We start from the raw sequence: 17,881 nt of genomic DNA on the forward strand, positions 1-17,881 counted from the left end.
TGATGTGGCTCCAGCTATGGATACCGCGGTAATTCGGTTTTTTAAAGTTGCATTTCCTTAACTTAATGGCAGTGAGGCGGTGCACGGAACCGGAGTGTACATGCAGAACATCGGATCAGCGAAGCAATTCGTCCCTAAGCGAGTTTTCTAAGAGGTCTATTAAAGAATTCGATAAAATCTTGGGTTGATAGTGAATATAAATTAACCGTTAGCATTTTATAGTCTATATTTAAAGGATCGAAACTACAGGGAGTTAACATGAAAAAAGTGGAACAATTGAAGATGTCCGCGTTTAATGATCTTGATGTGAAAAGTCGTCGTGCAATTGCACGCGCCGTTAATCCTCTTATAGCAGATATCTTTGCTTTATTTGTTAAGACAAAAAATTTCCATTGGCATATGTCAGGTTCTCATTACCGTGACTATCATCTTTTATTAGACGAGCATAGCGATCAGATTTTTGCCATGATTGATGTCTTAGCTGAGCGTATGCGTAAATTAGATGAAAGAACGATTCAGTCAATAGGGCAGATTAGCGAGTTGAAAAATATTAAAGATGTTAATGAAAGTTTATCTGCTAAAGAGATGCTGCAAATACTTTTGCAAGACAATCAGGACTTTTTGGCGCGTATGCGAAGAGCCCATCATGTGTGCAGTGAGGGCAATGATGTGGCAACAACCAGTATATTGGAAAATTATATTGATGAAACAGAGCGACGTATTTGGTTTTTATTTGAAACTCTAGCACATTAAATCGAATCTACATTTCCTACATGTTTTTATTACCCTAGATGCTGAGGTTTATCTTCAGCATCTAGGGTAATCGTTCACGTAATGGCAGGTGCATGTTACTGTTGATGGAACACTTTGGGAGCTCATGGGGGAAGGAGTTAACGGGAAGTATTGTTCTAATAACGAGCAAGCAAGTGATGTTCAATGGAATTATGCCTTTACTTCGTCACGTCTTGGATTGGCGGGAAGTAATTACAGTTTATTTGATAATGGCCATAGACTGATGGGCTCAATACAAGTTAAGTCTACTCATTATAGTCGGGTAGGTAGTAATTGGGAGAAAGGTAGTTACCCAGGTAATTGGACTTGCCGTGAATCGAAGGAAAGCTGTTTGTTTTCGGATACTAGAGTAGGGTAAATAGTGTATTGAAACAAAATAAAAGTAACCTCGATGTGGTGCAGTGTAATCAAGGCTAGTCGTAAGGCTCTCTCCCGCGATTTATTATCGATTTCTAAACAAAGATCCTCGCGCGGGCGAGGGAATTTTTCGTGTCGTCGAAACATTATTCCACTTAGTATCCTCCTCTCCATTGAGGGAGAGGGGAAATCTAGCTCGTCTCTTTTAATCCCAAATAGGCCTCTGCAATCTCCTTCTTACGTTGATACTGTTACGTATAAATCAGGACCTGTCTGTTGCCTCAATGCAAGAAAGTTAATTTTTCCTTAATAACTCAGCATTATAATTGTTCATTTAAAAATATTGAGAGTACATAATATGGGACAGCAATCAAAAGCAAATTTTTCACAGTCTGAACCACTTTACGTTTTGCAAAGAACGGGTACTAAAGTAGGCGATAATTTTTCTTTCGATGCAATCAAAAACTATATAAAAAGCTGCCCAGCAGCTCAAGATCCTCTTAGTAGAATTATCATTGAAGAGGATGCTATCTATTTTGGTCATGGCCTAATGGAAATAAATGCAGCCTTTCCACAACTGCCAAATTTTATCTTGGTTAGACCAACTAAATCATTTAGTGAAGATAATATAGAAAGCTATGGTTATAATACGCAAGATGCACGAATATTAACCCGTAATCCTATTGAAGCGCAGCAAAATCATTTGAAAGAAGAGGCAGGAAATTTTTTTTCCACGCTACCCAAAAAACAACCTCTATCGGTTACAAACAGCATAAAAAATTTACACCAACCGCAAGATATTTTATGCAGCCTGTTAGATAGCAATGATACGGTAGCTATTGGTGAGATACATACTTACAAATCAAGCAAAAAAATATTAATTGATAACATGAAAAAACTAAAAGAAAAGGGCGTTGATGTCGTTTATCTTGAGCATGTTTTTTATGATAGTCAAAAAGATCTGTTTGATGCTTATTTTTCATCAGATAGTCTTGAGTTACCTGTTATGTTGAAAGATTATTTACAATATTTGGATCGGGGTTTCAATCTTTCTAAGTCTAATGATTTTTCTCCTTATAGCTTTTTGGGGTTGGTCGTACAAGCCAAGCGATGCGGTATTCGTATTATCCCTATAGATACAATCGCTTCCTACTCCACAGGTTCAGCCTTATATTTAGGCGCACCAGGAGTAAAAGATCCAGCTGATCGCTGTCTGATGATGAACTATGTGGCAGCAAAAAATTACATGGAAGAAAAAAGATCACATCAAAAAGCAATTTTCTTTGTTGGTGCAGATCATATTAACGACGTGAATAGTGGCATACCTGGCATCACTGAAATTACCCAGAGTCCAACAATAGTAGTCGAAGATAATGCAAGCGATGAAGAAGAATTGACGGCAGGAACTCATCCGAATAAACCTGATTTATTGATCTATATGGATACAACTTTATCTGAGGAAGCAAAACAACTAAAGGCTGAATATGAACTGCACGTAGAGCAGGGCAAGCTGAGAAAAGAGGAACAACTACGTAAACAAAAAGCGGAAGAGCTTCAAGCTGAAGAGCAAGAAAGAGCACGTCGCCAACAAATTATTGGAGCGGCCAATGATCGGCTAGGAAAAATACTGAATAATCTTAGAGAAAGAATTGGTGAAATCGATCAGCACCATCTTGCAGAGGCCTATGATAAGTCTATTGAGTTATTAGAGGCATTAGAAGACGCGAAATCTGAATACCTCCAAAGTCTTGGCGATATAAGCGTAAGTAGTTCAGTTGCCAATCGAGCATTTGAAACACGCTGTACAACCCTAATCAATAGGGCGAAAACAGTATTAGAACGAGATTTGGGTTGGGGGGACTATTTAACCAATCTTTTAAAATCAATCGCTAATGCAATCATTCGGGTTGCTTCCTTTGGACTATCTAACTCCTTCTTTAGTTTAGTGCGCTCTGAATCGGTAGTAGCGGCTGAAGAGACAGAAATAAAGTTGTGCAGCCTAGCTTGTGAGAATTAGGGTTAATCGATTAGGTTAAGCCCTGCATCTGTAATCATCTGGTCATAAATTAAAACCAGAGCTGCACCCTGATGAACTTCCAAAGCAATTTCTGGCGATTGAGTTCTATTAAAACAGGATGTTTTTCCAGGGAAGGAGAGATGTGAATCATTAAGCTCCCATTTTAAACCTTTTGAAGAAAGCGTTACTTCAGGTATTCCCATGAGAGATATTTTTGTATGAACCGGCAATAACAAATTCATACAAGATTGTTCTTTGATAACAAAGCCTTTAAGCGGTGGTGAGTATAAAAGGCAGTTTGTTTCCATAAAAATATTAATGTTATTTAAGATGTGGTCTAAATGTCCACCGTTTATTCCTACAACGATAGCAGGTAATAAATCATTATCGTTTAAATAGTGCATCGCTTTTTGATAATCGTTACTTTCCTGATCAGGGAAATGCAAAAAAGCATGATGGGTCAATATATCAGGTCGAACAGAGTCTAAATCACCAGTGATTAATGCCGGATTAATACCCAGTTCCAGCAAGCTGTTTGCGGCTCCATCCGCTGCGATTATGGGCAAATTCATTGTTGTGAAAAAGGAGGAGTCAGGCAATTTGCCATTAAGGCATAGAATAGATTGATAGCCTTTTAGATTAATTAGGTCGTGCATCATAGTGCCTCTTTAATAGGATAAGCAGCAGACTGACAATTAAACCGACTACATTCGAGCTCACTACAAAAAAAGAATCGGTACTACTTCCATAAATAATCCAGGCAACAGAGCAAATCAGATAGTTAATCAACATCACCATGGAAAGATCCTGCGTTGATCGAGTCCTGAAGGATTTAACGATTTGTGGTAATAAACCAATAAAAGAAGTAATGAAAGCAATCGTGCCTGAAAACATAGCTATGGTCACATTTTCCTCCGCTCAGATTAATGAGTTCAGGTTCAAGGGTTGGTTAATCCTCTCAGCCAAATGCTAGATTTCTTTCCAAACTCTATTGTGATGGTTGCTATAATGCGGCGTCAACTTACGTTATCACAGCGAATTTGGGGTCAACTCTACTTAGCACCCCTAATGTATAAATATTATTCTACCATGAGAGGATATTATTAGGAAACAGGCAACTGCCTATTGCTTCTTTAAACTAATTTAGCTATTGATTCATCAACAAAGGACGATGGTTTGCTGGTGTCGGCATGGCTGAAAAAAAGCAAATAATTTTCTGCATTATGGCTTGTGGAAATTGTTTCTGTTTTTAGCTTTTGTCGTGTTGATTCTTTATTGTTAGAGTCTCTTTCTATTGATGGGCGGTCTTTATTTTCCTCTTCTAACGATAGGATATCTTTTTCGTTACAGAGTTGCCATTCCCTAAATTCATCTTGAATTTTATTAAGGGTAGGGGCAAGCTCTGCTTGTAAAAATTGTGGTAATTTGGCAAATAGTCTGTTGAGCTCAGTAACTAGAATTATCCTTGCATTAATCTGGGTTATTGAGGGCAATTCATGCGCTAATTCTAAGAAGAGAGTAAATCCTTGATGACATTGTTGTAAGCTAATAAGGTGATATTGTTCTGTTTTTTGGTCTAACTCTTCCCGCTCCTCAGCAAAAGACAGAGCCATTCGCGACCAAAGAACTGGGTTTCTAATTATTATCCCTATGAGTACACTTGAATTAATAAACTCTATTTCACTATGACAAATTGTAGCGAGTTGTGCTCCGGACATTGAGGAAAGTGTAGTTTCTAATTCTTTTATGAACACTTGATACGCTTTATTCAATGTTTGCAAGTGTTCTTTTAATGTATCGAAAAGAAAATGAATGGCTGATGCTTTTTCAAACTCAGTAGCGTTTTGAGTATTTTGTAATACTCGAATGGTGACTACAGCATGGAAGCTGGTTGTTAATACAGTATGAACTACTTGCCAATACAGCTGTCGATAAGAATGTTTTATTTCAAAATTAGAAGAATAATGTGGGGTTAAATCAGCATTTAAAATAAACAACTCACGTAAAACATGGCTTTCTGAGGCATTATCGGGAGATACTGGGGGCATTTCGCTAGCGTACTGATTTAATCGCTCAGCTTGGCGTAATATGTTTTCCATAAAACAATTAAATTGTTTGGCTAATTTATCGCGTTCGAGCCTATTAAAATCAAAAATACTTTTTTCATCGGATGAGGACAATATATTTAGCCAAATATTCATCTGTTCAGCAAATGGAGTAACCATATTAACCGGCAAGGAAATCGCTGTTGGTAAACTCTCTACATATTGAATTGGTGATAGATCTGAATCAACTGAAGTAGGTAGTAAATCATGCATTACTGTAATTTTTTTCAGGCGCTCATATAAAATTTTGGCTATGTCGTGTGTAAATTGCTGGTAATTACCTTTTTCACCAAAACTGATGTTGTTGAATGATTCAATATAAAGATACTGAGCTAATTCCATTTTAGTTTTGTTGTCTATTATATCTATAGGGAGTTGCTTGAGAGCCGTAGTGACTATGTCAACTAGTAGATCTTCATCTACTTGCGCTAGCAATTTGCTCGCTTGTCCCGCTATTGCAGGAAATAGTCCCTTGATTTTCTTATAGTTTAGAAAATAACCTTTAGTGTATCCTTTGGGATTGAACCATCCTTGATATTCAAATGGGTTCAATAACTCTTCATTATTTTGGGGGTGGCCGAAATAACGGAATGCGGCTCCCCAGTCAATACGGGCAAATTGAATAAATGCCATTTCAATAGCTGAAATCACATCCAGGCACACGACATTGCCGCTATGAACGCTGTTATCACCAAAAAGCAAAGACATCATCAAAGCGGTAGGAAGACCAAAATATTGTTTTAATTGGGTGAGTAGTATGTAGTATTGTGGGCCACAAAACATTTCAGTCAGTGGATCTCTGTCTGAGCCATCTCTATAGCCAGTTCCAATGATTTTATATAATTCTTTGAATGAGATTTTAGGCTGAATCAGTCCGTAGCTACCATCTTCGAATTGAATGAGATCGGCCGCGATTAAAGAGTCGTGATAAATTTTGTCAATTAATCCCCGTTGCTTAAATTGTTGCAGCAATAAACCGGCGAACAATTCGGTGAATAATTCTTTAGGATCTTTGGGTTTTTTGATGAAAAATTCAAATCCATTGGGATCGCGATAAAAACCATCTACCTCGCTTTGATTTTTACCCGCCTTTTTATCTTTGAATTTGGTGAGTACCTTACCTTTATAAATTAGCATTCCTAGCTCTAATAAGGTTTCCTTTATAGTTCATTTTTATCATTTATTACTCTTTTAAGAAAGTTTTTTAACATGGAGATATCCTGGATGACCGTTAAAACTTAGCTTTGTATCTAGGCTATAATTGCTTACTCTGAAATAATATTCATGTCATAATCTTTTGCAAAAAATGAAAAGGAATTTCTATGACAAATCCATATCAGCGCATCGCGTTATATTCTTCTCTTATTGCTTCATCGATTAGTTTTGCTGCAGATAATTTAGGCGGATTTAAAGAGCCGACTGAACTGACACAGCAAAAAAATGCGGCAATGGCCCAATCACTTCCTTTTGCTGCTCAACAAGATTTCGCTGACGCAACAAGGGGATTTATAGCGACCAATGAAGGACAAGTGATTAAAAAAACGAACGAAGATCGGGTGATATGGGATCTCAATTCTTATCAATTCATTAAAGGCGAAAAGCCTCCTGCATCAATTAATCCCAGCTTATGGCGTCAAGCAAGACTTAATATGAATAATGGCCTGTACAAGGTCACTGATAGGATTTATCAAATTCGTGGTTTTGATTTATCAAATATGGATATTATCGAAGGTAATACAGGTTTAATTATTGTAGATCCATTAATTAGTGCAGAAACTGCCAAAGCAGGTTTGGATTTATACTTTAAACACCGACCTAAAAAGTCGGTTGTTGCAGTGATTTATACGCACAGTCATGTGGATCACTATGGCGGGGTTAAAGGTATAGTCAATGAAGATGATGTGACGAAGGGTAAAGTAAAAATTTATGCGCCGAAGGGATTTCTAGAAGAGGCCGTAAGTGAGAACGTTTATGCGGGTAATGCGATGAGTCGTCGTTCGTTTTATATGTATGGCACTTTTCTACCCCGCGGAGAAAGAGGCCAAGTCGATGCCGGATTAGGTAAGACTACTTCAACGGGTACAGTCACTCTTATTCCGCCAACAGATGAAATCAAGCAAACTGGAGAAATAAAAAATATTGATGGAATCGATATAGTATTTCAAATGGCACCTCATACTGAGGCGCCAGCAGAAATGTTAATGTATTTCCCGCAATTCAAAGCATTATGTGCGGCGGAAGATGCAACGCATACCTTACATAATCTTTATACTTTGCGCGGTGCCCAAGTAAGGGATGCTGCTTCTTGGTGGAAAACGTTAAATGAAACCATAGAATTATTTGGTGATAAGACCGAGGTTGTATTTGCGCAACATCATTGGCCCATGTGGGATAACAAGCGCGTTGTGGAGTTTCTCGAGAGTCAGCGTGATTTATATAAGTTTATCCATGATCAAGCATTACGTATGCTCAACCAAGGATTTGTGATGACTGAGATTGGCAACATGATGCAATTACCACCGGAGCTTGCCAATAAGTGGTATAACCGTGATTATTATGGTTCCGTAAGCCATGATGCTAAGGCGGTGTATCAACGTTATTTGGGTTGGTATGATTCTAACCCAGCGCATCTTGACCCGATTATGCCCGTAGAATCGAGCAAAAAATATGTTGAGTACATGGGGGGAGCTGATGCAGTCATTGAAAAAGCCACAGAAGCATACAACAAAGGGGAGTATCGGTGGGTTGCTGAGGTGATGAATCATGTGGTATTCGCCGATCCTAATAATAAAAAAGCACGCGATTTGGAGGCTGATGCTTTTGAGCAGTTAGGTTATCAAACTGAAAATCCAACATGGCGTAATGAATATTTAATGGGGGCATTTGAATTGAGAAATGGGGTGCCTAAGATTCTCAGTTCATTTAGTTCTTCTTCTTCGGATACTATTCGCGCTATGCCTATGGAAATGTATCTCGATTATTTAGGAATGCGTTTGGATGGCCAAAAAGCGCAAGGTAAGAAAATGAGTATCAATTTAAGCCTCACGGATAAAAATCAACAATACGCGATTAAATTGCAAAATTCAGTACTGATTTATACCGCGAATAAAAAATTGGATAATGCGGATGTTAGTGTTTCTTTACCGCGAAATGTATTAGATGCCATTAATCTGCGTGAGACTACTCTGGATGATGAGTTAAAGAAAGGTACAGTGAAAATTGATGGGGATAGAAATAAACTAAGCGAGTTACTCGATATGCTGGTTGTATTTCAACCGACATTTAATATTATCACGCCGAATGAGCAATGAAAAATTTTTTTATGAAAAGGTAGGTTGGGTCACTTTGATTCAACCTGCTTAATAGCCTTGATGACAGCGCTAAATCTTAATGTTGGATCAAAATAACCCAGAGGCGTCAGGACTAAGAGAGGAATACCTTAGACCTTCTCCCTAACCCTCTCCCGCGATTTAGTATCTATTTTAAATCATAATCCCTTTCGTGGGTGAGGGAACTTTTCGTGCCATAGAAGTATTATTCTCTATCATATTGACTCCTTATCCTGACGGCTCTGGGTCAATATGATTCAGCCTCTTGAACCTTTTTTCGGTACGTGTAGGCTTAAAATATTTCAAGTTGTTTAAAAAAGAAAATATGTTAAAATGGTTTGTTTTTTGACCGGGATGATTATGAGAAAGTCTATTTTTTCCCCTGTTAAACATCAAGTTTCGTTTAACGAATACATGCAAGAAACCCTGATAACAGCTAAGCGAATTAGAGAAGTCGCTCCAGGAAAACAACCAATAAAAGCGTGTCGATTCGTCAATAAGAACCGCGTATAGTCGGCTTCTTTCTAGTAGTAGCCGCTTTATTTCGTCCAGCCTATTAGACCTCTTTCCAAAGTCTACTGTTGTGGGAAATTGCTTCGTCAATACAGTGTTTGAATCCTCTTGTATTTGCGTGTGCTCCGTGTCTTTCCGTACTACAGTGAGTTTGGAATGATGTCTATTTTAGGCTGATGCGATCGATTGCTCACTATCACTTTGGTTCTAAGTCTTTTGGGATGAATGAGTAGTGAACCATTATTTATATAAAGAATAATTTATTAGGAGAATCATATTTATGTTAGATCAAGATGCATATGAACAAATCAGTCGTGTGTTTGATGAGTGGGAGAGGGCGCGTCTACAGCAACCAAATCCAGGGCCTCAATTGACTCTTGATTATGATGACGTATTGATAGACGTAGAAAAACTATCAGCGAAGGAAGAGGATTCTAGGGGTTTAAATCAAACTCATAACACCATGGGAGCTAATTTATATGATTGGCATATAAATTGCGGTGTAGTCGGAGTAGTACATGCTGAAAATCTTTATTCAGAAACAAGGCAAAAATCATCCTCAATGGTTGTAAATCAAAGTAACAATCCTCCAGGAGCTAATTTTTATTCTTGGGCGAGAAATTCTGATGCTGTTCGAGTAGAGAGTTCTGAAGAACGTTATTCAAAACACAGTAAGGCTGCTGGGGTGCAAAAGACATCTCAGAAAAAAAGTTCTAAACTTGTAAGTCAAAGTAAGGGGACTGAAGGGGGGAAATTATATTTTTGGAATATGAAGTCTAATAAAATTCTGGTGGCGAGTACTGAATCACTTTATCCGAGAGTTAAGCAATTTACTAAAAAGTGGGAACTTTTGGCGAGTGAGCCAATTCCTGAAAATTCTACATCGACATCGCAAATGATGACCGGAACTGCTGACCTAAATAAGGGCAGTACTGCTACAGGAGCATCTTCGGGGATGTTTGATCAGAGGCCTACCAACTCGAGAACTAATCCAAGTGATAATCAGGAAGGAAATGAGTCTACTTCAAGCTTTTCCTCTTCTCTGTAGCAGACGTAGTTAGATTAAGGATCATAGGTTTCTAATTGAGCCATCGATCGTTCACTATCATCTTGGTTACAAGTCTCTTGGGATGATTGAATAGTGAACCATTTTATATAAAAAATAATTTATTAGGAGAATCATATTTATGTTAGATCAAGATGCTTACGAACAAATCAGTCGTGTTTTTGATGAGTGGGAGAGGGCGCGCCTACAGCAACCTAATCAAGAGCCTCAATTGACTCTTGATTATGATGAGGTATTGAGAGACTTAGAAAAACTACAAGCTAACGAAAAAGATTCTGATGTTGTACGAGTAGCGCTCTCAGCTGAGCGTTATAATGACAAGCCGGTTGCTGGGATACAAAATCCATCTAAGAGAAAAAGTTCTAATGTTGTAAGTCAATGCACGGGATCTCAAGGCGGGAATTTATATTTTTGGGATAGCAACTTTAATCGAACTCGGATGGTGAGTGCAGGGGACATTTACCCCAAAATGAGGCAATCTATTCATACGTGGAAACGTATGGATAGTGGGCCTAATCAGACAAGTTCCGCATCGTCATCGTCAAGAATTGCTGAAACTGATGTTGATAGCAAGCAAAATAAGAGAAGTACTGCTACAAGATCGTCTTCGGGGATCTTTGATAAGAAGTCTGCCAAATCGAGAACTAACCCAAGTGATAATGAGAAAGGAAAAGAATCTAATTCAAATTGCTCACCTTCTATGTAGCCGGCGTAGTTAGTTCGGGCAACAAATGCCCGAACTAACTACGTTAGATTAAGGGCAATGGGTTTCTAATAATTGTCTTTTTGCCATTGATTGGAACAGACCTTCTTCTTGCATTAATTTCTTATAAGTTCCTTGCTGAATAATTTTTCCTTGCTGCATGACAATGATAGAATCCGCCTTTTCTATAGTACTTAATCTATGAGCAATAATGATTCGCGTTATTTTTAATTGCTCCAAGCTATGAATCACTATCGATTGGGTGATATTGTCTAGGGCGCTTGTTGCCTCGTCAAATAATAAGATTTTTGGTTTTTTTGCCAAGGCTCTGGCAATTAAGACGCGTTGGCGTTGCCCTCCAGATAAAGAACCTCCCCGTTCAGAGATAATGGTATGCATTCCCATGGGCATCTTACGAACATCATCCGCTAATCCGGCCATTTCTGCCGCATACCAAGCATCTTCTTGAGTCAGAGAACTAAATCCTACAATATTTTCGAAAAGTGTTCCTGGCATTAAAAAACTACCCTGTAAAACGACGCCGCATTGTTCGCGAACACGTTGTATATTTAATTGTTTCATATCATGATCATCAAACAAGATAGTCCCATGGTTGGGCTTTTCAAATCCGAGTAACAGCCTGATTAATGTGGATTTTCCTGATCCTGATGGTCCGGTAATGGCGACATATTGACCTGGTTCAATAATAAAAGACACGTCTTGAATGATCGCTTGTTCTTTAGGTGAATAAGAAAAACTTAATAGTTCCGCCTCAAGCTTACCAGCCAAAATACCTGGGTCTTTTTTTCCAGTATGAATTTCGGGTAAGTTTTCTAGTATGGGCATAGTACGTTTTATGATAGGAATGCTATTAATAACAGTACTCATTGTATTAGTTAAACCAAGTACTCCCGCTGTCAATTGACCTAAAGCGGCATTGAATGCGATAAAAATTCCCACACCCAATTGGGTATCGCGATTAAGAAATTGCGCGAAAATGATTAAAGACAGTAAGGGCATTGCTAAAGCATTTAAGCTGGATAATAAAGCGTTATACCAATGTGTTTTAAAATGCTCTTTCTTTATTTGGCTGTTTTTTATTCCCCATAAGGAAAAAGCTGTTTTTTCTCGGCCGGAGGTTTGGATTTTGCCAATTCCTGCGAGCAATTGAATAACTAAACCAGACAGCTCACTACTAAGTGAAACAACCAATTCATAGAGAGAGAACTGTTTGAAGCTAATGAATACAGTATAAATGGAGATAACTGCCAATACAGCCATAGCGGTTAAAGCCAGCATGGCGTCATAATAGAATAATAGAATCAAACTGCAGACAGAAAAAACGCCACTAAGCAAGGTATTGATTACTACTCCAGCCATGATATGCCGTACAGAACTAGTAGACATCGCTCTTTGTATCAAATCGCCGGTACTAAATTGACGAAAAAAACTGGCTGGCAGACGGATCAATCTATCCCAAATAGCAAGCTCTAGATTTAAGTTTAATCGACTGCCTATTCGTAGTATGGTGATCGCACGAACCAGTTCGAATAAACTGGCAGAACAAGCGGCAATTAACAAGGCCCATGTGATTTGCTTTAGCTGAGCTATAGTTCCAGAAGGCACGACTTGTTCAAATAAAACACCAGTAAACCAAGGGACGGCTAAACTCAATACAGCGGCCATCGATCCTATAAATAATAAGCGCCACAGGTCACCTTGGCAGCCCTTGAACGCAAAAACTATTAAGTCTTTTACTGTCAGTGCTTTTTGCGGTAAGGGACAATAGAGTAACCATGCTATAGGTGAAAATAATTGAGCCTCTTTTCGTGATAATTTTTTCTTTATACCCCGATGAGGATCATATAAGGTTAAGCCACGACCAAACTTGGGAAGTGCTAGATAAAAATGGTTTTCACCGTCCTTTCTTAGTAATAAAGGATTCGTTGTACCAAGCCACCAAGTATCTTTGAGTTCTACTTGACGCACTTGCATTCCCGTATTCTGGCTTATCTCTTCTATCTGTTTAATGACAATATTATCTTGTAAGGATAAATGATAAAATTGTGCTGCGGTTTGAACACAAAATTGCAAAGTATCTTTTTTTTCCAGAAGCACATCAGACGAGCCTGGTTGTAAGACTGAAAGCATGTGTTTGTATGCGCGTTGAAGAAGGTTATTTTCATTTTTCTTTCTTTGCTGACGGTTCTGTAGTTCCTTTTTTTGAATTAATTGAATTGCTTTAAGCAGTAGGGGATTAATTTTTTGATAAAATTTTAAAATTTCATGGTGTAATTGGTGTTCTTGTGCTGATTTATCAAGTAATAATTCTTTAGCATAATGAATTTTATTAGCGCGCAGAAAGCTAAGAAAATGCTCCTCCCATTGAGCAAGCGCTTCACGCTGTTGGGGCGCTGTGACGTTATCCCACGTTAATGGGGTAAGTTTTGCATGATAGGAACAGGATGCGATGAGCTGAATGTTTTTAGTTGTAATTTCTTTTAAGCCGATTATGAGTTCTCCTGCATTCCAATGCCCTAGCAGAAAACGTCTTCCTCGAGCATTCCCTCGAGTGCGTACCATAAACACATCTATTGACCCAGAACTTATTTCAAAATGCTCAGGCATTTCAAGCAAGTTAAATTCATTGGATGAAGGAATTGGTGATTCGTGTTGAGTACTCATCCCTATGCCTCATTGGATAGTAGTTGATAATAAGTACCATGCATGTCTAACAATTGTTGATGAGTTCCACGCTCGATGATTCGTCCTGCATCAAGAACAATAATTTCATCTGCGTCACGGATAGTGCTCAAACGGTGTGAGATAAATAATGTGGTACAACCTAATTGTCTTAGATGGATATCGATAAGCAGTTCGGTATGGGGATCAAGAGCTGACGTTGCTTCATCTAGTATTAAAATACTTGGTTTCTGAAGAATAGCTCGAGCAATTTCAAGACGCTGACGTTGACCCCCACTAAAATTAGACCCACCCTCCGTCAGCATACTTTCATAGCCCTGTTCACGTTCTCCGGCAATGATGTCGTGCATGAGCACCGCCTGAGAGGCGCAAACTATTTCTTCATCGCTAATTGTTGTGTCCCAAAGAGTCAAATTGTCTTTAATCGTGGCATTGAATAAATTGATTTCTTGATCTACGCTCGCTATAGAATTGACTCTGATGTCGTGCGGAATCTGATTGAGCTCCATCCCATCCATCAATATTCTACCAGTCCACGGCTCATAGTAGCTTTGTAACAATTTACTAATAGTCGATTTACCGCTTCCAGAACTGCCCACTAAGGCAATTCGTTGCCCTGGTTTAATTTCTAATGAAAAATCAATAAGTAGAGGTTCTGCTAAAGGACTATATCCAAAGGTCACTTGGTCAAAGATAATGTGGCCTAGTAACTTATGTTTTTTTACATCTGATAGATCTTCTTTCTTATGATAACGTGTTGCCAGCTTATGAGAGGTAATATCTTCTATGGTGAATAAATCTGCCGAGGCTTCTTGCACCCTGCCTGCAAGCCTAACTAGCATGTCAATGGGGTGGCTAAAATTGTGGTATAACATTTGAAAAGCAATGACCATTCCTATGGTCATTGCTCCTTGGATCGCTAGCCATGCACCTAAACATAAGATAGCGGAATTGGTTAGCAAATTCAGCGCTTGGGGTAGGGCGGAGATGCAATCTCTGGTCCATCCTAGTTGTTGCTCAGCACTCATGTAATTGGTATGCATTCCGCTGAAACGATGAAAAAAATCTCCTTCAGCTCCCGAAGCTTTATAAGTCTCTATCATTTGTAAACCACTAACGGCGGTACTCATGAGACTATTTTTTGCCTTTGTCTCTCTTTGACTTTCGCCGGAGCGTCGTTGGGCAATAAAAATCAAGACTATGGCATTTATCGCGGTGCTTATTAGAACTAAAAGAGTCAACGGAATGCTTAATAACAATAAAATAAGTAAATAAATGACCGCTAAGAGTAAGTTAACAACATTGGTGCCAAACTCTTGGGAGACCAAATTGGCTACTGAATCACATGACTGAAAGCGGTTAAGAATATCGCCAAGATATCGTTGATTGAAAAAAGACATGGGCAGTCTAAGTAGTTTCCAGAAGAAATTGGCACCATTGATCAGGGCTATCTTGATTTCCAACCGACCGAGCATGATTTGTTGATACCAAGTGAGTACGGCGCTAAAAAAGGCAGCAAGGGCCAATGCCAGTAATAAGGGTTTTTGCCAGTGCGCTAATTGTTGGACAAGAATTTCATCTATGAAAATTTTAATTAATCCAGGGATAGCAATACCAGGAATCGCTAAAGATAATGTGACAAGAATAATAAATCCGACTGCCTCTTTAGACTGATTTAATTTATTGATTAAATTAGATAATAGTTTAGGTTTATTACCTGATTTTTGGAACTGCGGACCTGGCTGTAACTCAAGAAAAACACCTGTAAACCCTTGATCAAATTCTTCCCAGTTTAAGATACGTCTTCCATAGGCAGGATCGTTGACATAAACCTGATTCTTGGTAGTTCCTTCTAAGACGATAAAATGATTAAATTCCCAGTGAATAATTGCGGGTAAATGAAATTCGTTTATTTCTTCCGGCTCAATGCTGTAAGCATTGACTTCCATTCCGTGTTTTTCTGCTGCTTTGAAAATATTATCTGCCCTACTACCATCACGTGATACGCCACAATCAGTACGTAATACATCTAGGGAAATCCAGCGTCCATAAAATGCCAGTACTATAGCTAGAGCCACTGCGCCACATTCAACGGCCTCCATTTGCAAAATAATAGGTGTTTTTTTTATTTGTTGAAACATAGTCCTTAATCAACCCCTAAAATTTGTTTGAGTGAGGGAATAAGCAATGTTATGGGCGCTTGCGTTTTAGTGATGATATTCGCTGTGCATAAGGTACCATTAGTAATAGCCATATTGGGCCCATTAGATGTAGTCCACTTATAGCCGCTTAACGTATTGGCTTCAATTAAATTAACGCGCACATAGAGTTGCGGTCCGGCTTGAGTAAAATTTTCTACTAATTTTTCATTAGCTAATACGGACATCATGCTGCGTTGGCTGCTTGGGAAACGAGAAACGGATTCTACTACACCTATTATGCTGCCATATTCTTGCTTTTTAACTGTTTGCGGTACTATTTGCGCTATCATTCCCGGAACAATTTTTTTCCCCATACCTGCTGGGACATAAATTGCAGCATCGACATGTTCCGAATTAGGTTCTATATCTAAAATTTTGTCGCCAGATTGGACGAGCTCTCCTGGTTTTCCAGTAATATTAATTATTTCACCATCTACAGGGCTGGTAATAACGCTATTAAGTTTCAACTTTCGTTGTGATATAGCAAGATCTAGTTGGGCTTGTAATATTTTAAGATTAATATCTACTAAACGTTGTCTATTGGTTTCAGCTCTACGATTAAACTCAACGGTACTTTCCATCATTTTTCTACTAATTTCAGCTCGGCTTTGCAATTCTTTGTAGTAATCGCTTTTCAGATCCGCTAATTCTTGACGAGATACTACTTTATCTACCAGTTTTTCACGTTCATCTAGTGCCTTCTTTAAGTATTGCAAATGAAGGTCGGCATTTTTTAAATCATTAGCCCAATTTTTCTGTAATTCTTCATTATTTTTCTGTTCTAATTTGAGGTCTGTATCTATAAATTGCTTTAAATGTTGTTGTTGCTGTTGCAACGAACTTAATATTTGTTTTTGGTTTTCAGCTTCTAATGAAAGTAGGGGGAGGTTTAGTGTGGCAAGTTGTTGTCCCTTTTTTACTACATCACCTTCGCTAACATTGACCGTGAGCAATCTTCCTGACGACTCTACAACCGCATCATAGATATTCTGACCTCTATTAATTAAAATGCCATTACCTGATATGACGGTATTAATATGCCCCCAGATAGACCAAGCAGCAATCATACTCAGTAATAAGATTAATGAGATTAGTATAATCCAATTTTGGGGCGAGACAATTTGAAAAACGTTATTGAGTTTTTCTGGATTGTTTAATTTTAAAAGACTTTTTTTGCGAAATAATTTATCCATAATTATTTAACATACCATGTTCTATTCAATTTAAGTATATCTATGTTTTGACATTTTTATACCCTAACCAAAATTAAATTATCTGGAAATGGAACACTTTTTTGATTGATGCCTTTTACTTCTCAGAGGTCTATTTTTATTTACCCCCAACAGTGTTCATTTATTTGCCTATACTTATATAAGTGTAATTAATTTATTTTTTTAGGAGTGATTATGAAAAAATCCAGCAAAGCACGAAGAAAAAAAACTAAAAAATTGTCTTCTGAAGAATTAAATAATGTTTCTGGAGGGAATAGTACATCCCACTCTAGTAGTCGGATCCGAGATGGAATTGGGATAGCGATTCCTGAGGGAGTTACTGTAGTTGAGCAAATTCCCCGTCGTTCTCGTTAAAAGATTGAGCTGGTTTCATTATATAGACTTAAACTTGTAACTATCTCATTTGTTGTAGGAGTTATTATGAAAAATCCGAGCAAAGCACGAAGAAAAAAAGCTAAAAAATTGTCTTCTGAAGAATTAAATAATGTTTCTGGAGGGAATAGTACATCCAATTCTAACAACCGGACTCAAGATGGAGTTGGGAAAGTAGTTTCCGGAGGGTCCACAGTAGTTGATCAATTCAGACGTCGCTCCAGTTAAAAGAGCGTTCTGATTATCTATACTTAAATTTGTAACTATTTTGTTCATTGTAGGAGTTATCATGAAAAATCGCAAAAAAGGACGAAAAAAGACGGATAAAAAATTATCCTCTGAAGCATTAAGTAATGTGTCTGGAGGTAATAGAGGGACAAATGCTGGGCAGGAAATCAGAGAGAGTATTGAGAGAAGTGCCCCTGCAATGAGAGAACTTCTAGAACGTTTTCATAATAGGAACCGCTCTAGTTAGTTGAACGCTCTGGGAT

16 protein-coding genes are annotated in these 17,881 nt (G+C 38.2%); 10 read left to right on the top strand and 6 right to left on the bottom strand.

Going from position 1 to position 17,881, the window contains the following annotated elements; all coding sequences use genetic code 11:
* Positions 1–258 precede the first annotated feature (258 nt).
* The 3 genes from LFA_RS02660 to LFA_RS02670 all read left to right on the top strand — a co-directional run bounded on the left by LFA_RS02660 (position 259) and on the right by LFA_RS02670 (position 3,166).
* On the top strand, positions 259–753 hold the full coding sequence (locus LFA_RS02660) for a Dps family protein (RefSeq protein WP_045094806.1): 495 nt from the start codon (positions 259–261) through the stop codon (positions 751–753).
* Between the two features lie 88 nt (positions 754–841).
* The gene (locus LFA_RS02665) at positions 842–1,150 is read left to right on the top strand and encodes a hypothetical protein (protein WP_157010255.1); all 309 of its coding nucleotides are present in this window, start codon (positions 842–844) and stop codon (positions 1,148–1,150) included.
* Between the two features lie 357 nt (positions 1,151–1,507).
* Positions 1,508–3,166 carry a membrane-targeted effector domain-containing toxin gene (locus tag LFA_RS02670; RefSeq protein WP_045094808.1) on the top strand — a complete coding sequence of 553 codons (1,659 nt, stop codon included), beginning with the start codon at positions 1,508–1,510 and terminating at the stop codon, positions 3,164–3,166.
* A 2-nt stretch (positions 3,167–3,168) separates the two neighbouring features.
* Here the strand turns inward: LFA_RS02670 and LFA_RS02675 are convergent, their stop codons facing one another.
* From LFA_RS02675 to LFA_RS02680, 3 genes are all read right to left on the bottom strand, one after another.
* Positions 3,169–3,822, bottom strand: a complete 654-nt coding sequence (locus LFA_RS02675) for a thiamine diphosphokinase (protein WP_045097366.1) — start codon at positions 3,820–3,822, stop codon at positions 3,169–3,171.
* Positions 3,806–4,072, bottom strand: a complete 267-nt coding sequence (locus LFA_RS19175; RefSeq protein WP_065814355.1) for a SemiSWEET family sugar transporter — start codon at positions 4,070–4,072, stop codon at positions 3,806–3,808. Before LFA_RS19175 ends, LFA_RS02675 begins: the two co-directional genes overlap by 17 nt.
* Positions 4,073–4,299: 227 nt before the next feature.
* Entirely contained in the window at positions 4,300–6,408 is a 2,109-nt protein-coding gene (locus LFA_RS02680) for a LepB GTPase-activating domain-containing protein (RefSeq protein ID WP_052673831.1), read from the bottom strand.
* Positions 6,409–6,593: 185 nt separating this feature from the next.
* Here LFA_RS02680 and LFA_RS02685 point away from each other — a divergent pair, with 185 nt between their 5' ends.
* The 4 genes from LFA_RS02685 to LFA_RS02695 all read left to right on the top strand — a co-directional run bounded on the left by LFA_RS02685 (position 6,594) and on the right by LFA_RS02695 (position 10,885).
* A complete protein-coding gene (locus tag LFA_RS02685; protein ID WP_045094809.1) occupies positions 6,594–8,582 on the top strand; it encodes an alkyl/aryl-sulfatase in 1,989 nt (662 codons plus the stop codon).
* A gap of 378 nt (positions 8,583–8,960) precedes the next feature.
* Positions 8,961–9,113, top strand: a complete 153-nt coding sequence (locus tag LFA_RS19710; protein WP_157010256.1) for a hypothetical protein — start codon at positions 8,961–8,963, stop codon at positions 9,111–9,113.
* A 280-nt stretch (positions 9,114–9,393) separates the two neighbouring features.
* Positions 9,394–10,161: a hypothetical protein gene (locus tag LFA_RS02690; protein ID WP_045094810.1), complete on the top strand. Its 768-nt coding sequence runs from the start codon at positions 9,394–9,396 to the stop codon at positions 10,159–10,161.
* 139 nt (positions 10,162–10,300) lie between these two features.
* A complete protein-coding gene (locus LFA_RS02695) occupies positions 10,301–10,885 on the top strand; it encodes a hypothetical protein (RefSeq protein ID WP_045094811.1) in 585 nt (194 codons plus the stop codon).
* A 48-nt stretch (positions 10,886–10,933) separates the two neighbouring features.
* Here LFA_RS02695 and LFA_RS02700 read toward each other — a convergent pair whose 3' ends face one another.
* Genes LFA_RS02700 through LFA_RS02710 form a run of 3 tightly spaced genes read right to left on the bottom strand, consistent with a single transcriptional unit; the run spans position 10,934 to position 16,979 of the window.
* Entirely contained in the window at positions 10,934–13,567 is a 2,634-nt protein-coding gene (locus LFA_RS02700) for an NHLP bacteriocin export ABC transporter permease/ATPase subunit (RefSeq protein ID WP_052673832.1), read from the bottom strand.
* A gap of 2 nt (positions 13,568–13,569) precedes the next feature.
* Complete coding sequence (locus LFA_RS02705) at positions 13,570–15,726, bottom strand: NHLP family bacteriocin export ABC transporter peptidase/permease/ATPase subunit (RefSeq protein WP_045094812.1); 2,157 nt, start codon at positions 15,724–15,726, stop codon at positions 13,570–13,572.
* A gap of 5 nt (positions 15,727–15,731) precedes the next feature.
* A complete protein-coding gene (locus LFA_RS02710; RefSeq protein WP_045094813.1) occupies positions 15,732–16,979 on the bottom strand; it encodes an NHLP bacteriocin system secretion protein in 1,248 nt (415 codons plus the stop codon).
* Positions 16,980–17,192: 213 nt separating this feature from the next.
* Between LFA_RS02710 and LFA_RS02715 the strand changes: the two genes are divergently transcribed.
* The 3 genes from LFA_RS02715 (at position 17,193) to LFA_RS02725 (ending at position 17,865) form a co-directional block, all read left to right on the top strand.
* Positions 17,193–17,372 (top strand): hypothetical protein, encoded by a 180-nt coding sequence (locus LFA_RS02715; RefSeq protein ID WP_045094814.1) that lies wholly within the window; start codon positions 17,193–17,195, stop codon positions 17,370–17,372.
* Positions 17,373–17,438: 66 nt separating this feature from the next.
* The gene (locus tag LFA_RS02720; protein ID WP_045094815.1) at positions 17,439–17,618 is read left to right on the top strand and encodes a bacteriocin; all 180 of its coding nucleotides are present in this window, start codon (positions 17,439–17,441) and stop codon (positions 17,616–17,618) included.
* Between the two features lie 61 nt (positions 17,619–17,679).
* Entirely contained in the window at positions 17,680–17,865 is a 186-nt protein-coding gene (locus tag LFA_RS02725) for a hypothetical protein (protein WP_045094816.1), read from the top strand.
* Positions 17,866–17,881 lie beyond the last annotated feature (16 nt).

This window comes from Legionella fallonii LLAP-10 (assembly GCF_000953135.1).
Taxonomy (GTDB): Bacteria; Pseudomonadota; Gammaproteobacteria; order Legionellales; family Legionellaceae; genus Legionella; species Legionella fallonii.

Coding starts and splice junctions, on each gene's coding strand:
- LFA_RS02660 (WP_045094806.1), top strand. CDS start 259: ATGAAAAAAGTGGAACAATTGAAGATGTCCGCGTTTAATGATCTTGAT.
- LFA_RS02670 (WP_045094808.1), top strand. CDS start 1,508: ATGGGACAGCAATCAAAAGCAAATTTTTCACAGTCTGAACCACTTTAC.
- LFA_RS02675 (WP_045097366.1), bottom strand. CDS start 3,822: ATGCACGACCTAATTAATCTAAAAGGCTATCAATCTATTCTATGCCTT.
- LFA_RS02680 (WP_052673831.1), bottom strand. CDS start 6,408: ATGCTAATTTATAAAGGTAAGGTACTCACCAAATTCAAAGATAAAAAG.
- LFA_RS02685 (WP_045094809.1), top strand. CDS start 6,594: ATGACAAATCCATATCAGCGCATCGCGTTATATTCTTCTCTTATTGCT.
- LFA_RS19710 (WP_157010256.1), top strand. CDS start 8,961: ATGAGAAAGTCTATTTTTTCCCCTGTTAAACATCAAGTTTCGTTTAAC.
- LFA_RS02690 (WP_045094810.1), top strand. CDS start 9,394: ATGTTAGATCAAGATGCATATGAACAAATCAGTCGTGTGTTTGATGAG.
- LFA_RS02695 (WP_045094811.1), top strand. CDS start 10,301: ATGTTAGATCAAGATGCTTACGAACAAATCAGTCGTGTTTTTGATGAG.
- LFA_RS02700 (WP_052673832.1), bottom strand. CDS start 13,567: ATGAGTACTCAACACGAATCACCAATTCCTTCATCCAATGAATTTAAC.
- LFA_RS02705 (WP_045094812.1), bottom strand. CDS start 15,726: ATGTTTCAACAAATAAAAAAAACACCTATTATTTTGCAAATGGAGGCC.
- LFA_RS02710 (WP_045094813.1), bottom strand. CDS start 16,979: ATGGATAAATTATTTCGCAAAAAAAGTCTTTTAAAATTAAACAATCCA.
- LFA_RS02715 (WP_045094814.1), top strand. CDS start 17,193: ATGAAAAAATCCAGCAAAGCACGAAGAAAAAAAACTAAAAAATTGTCT.
- LFA_RS02720 (WP_045094815.1), top strand. CDS start 17,439: ATGAAAAATCCGAGCAAAGCACGAAGAAAAAAAGCTAAAAAATTGTCT.
- LFA_RS02725 (WP_045094816.1), top strand. CDS start 17,680: ATGAAAAATCGCAAAAAAGGACGAAAAAAGACGGATAAAAAATTATCC.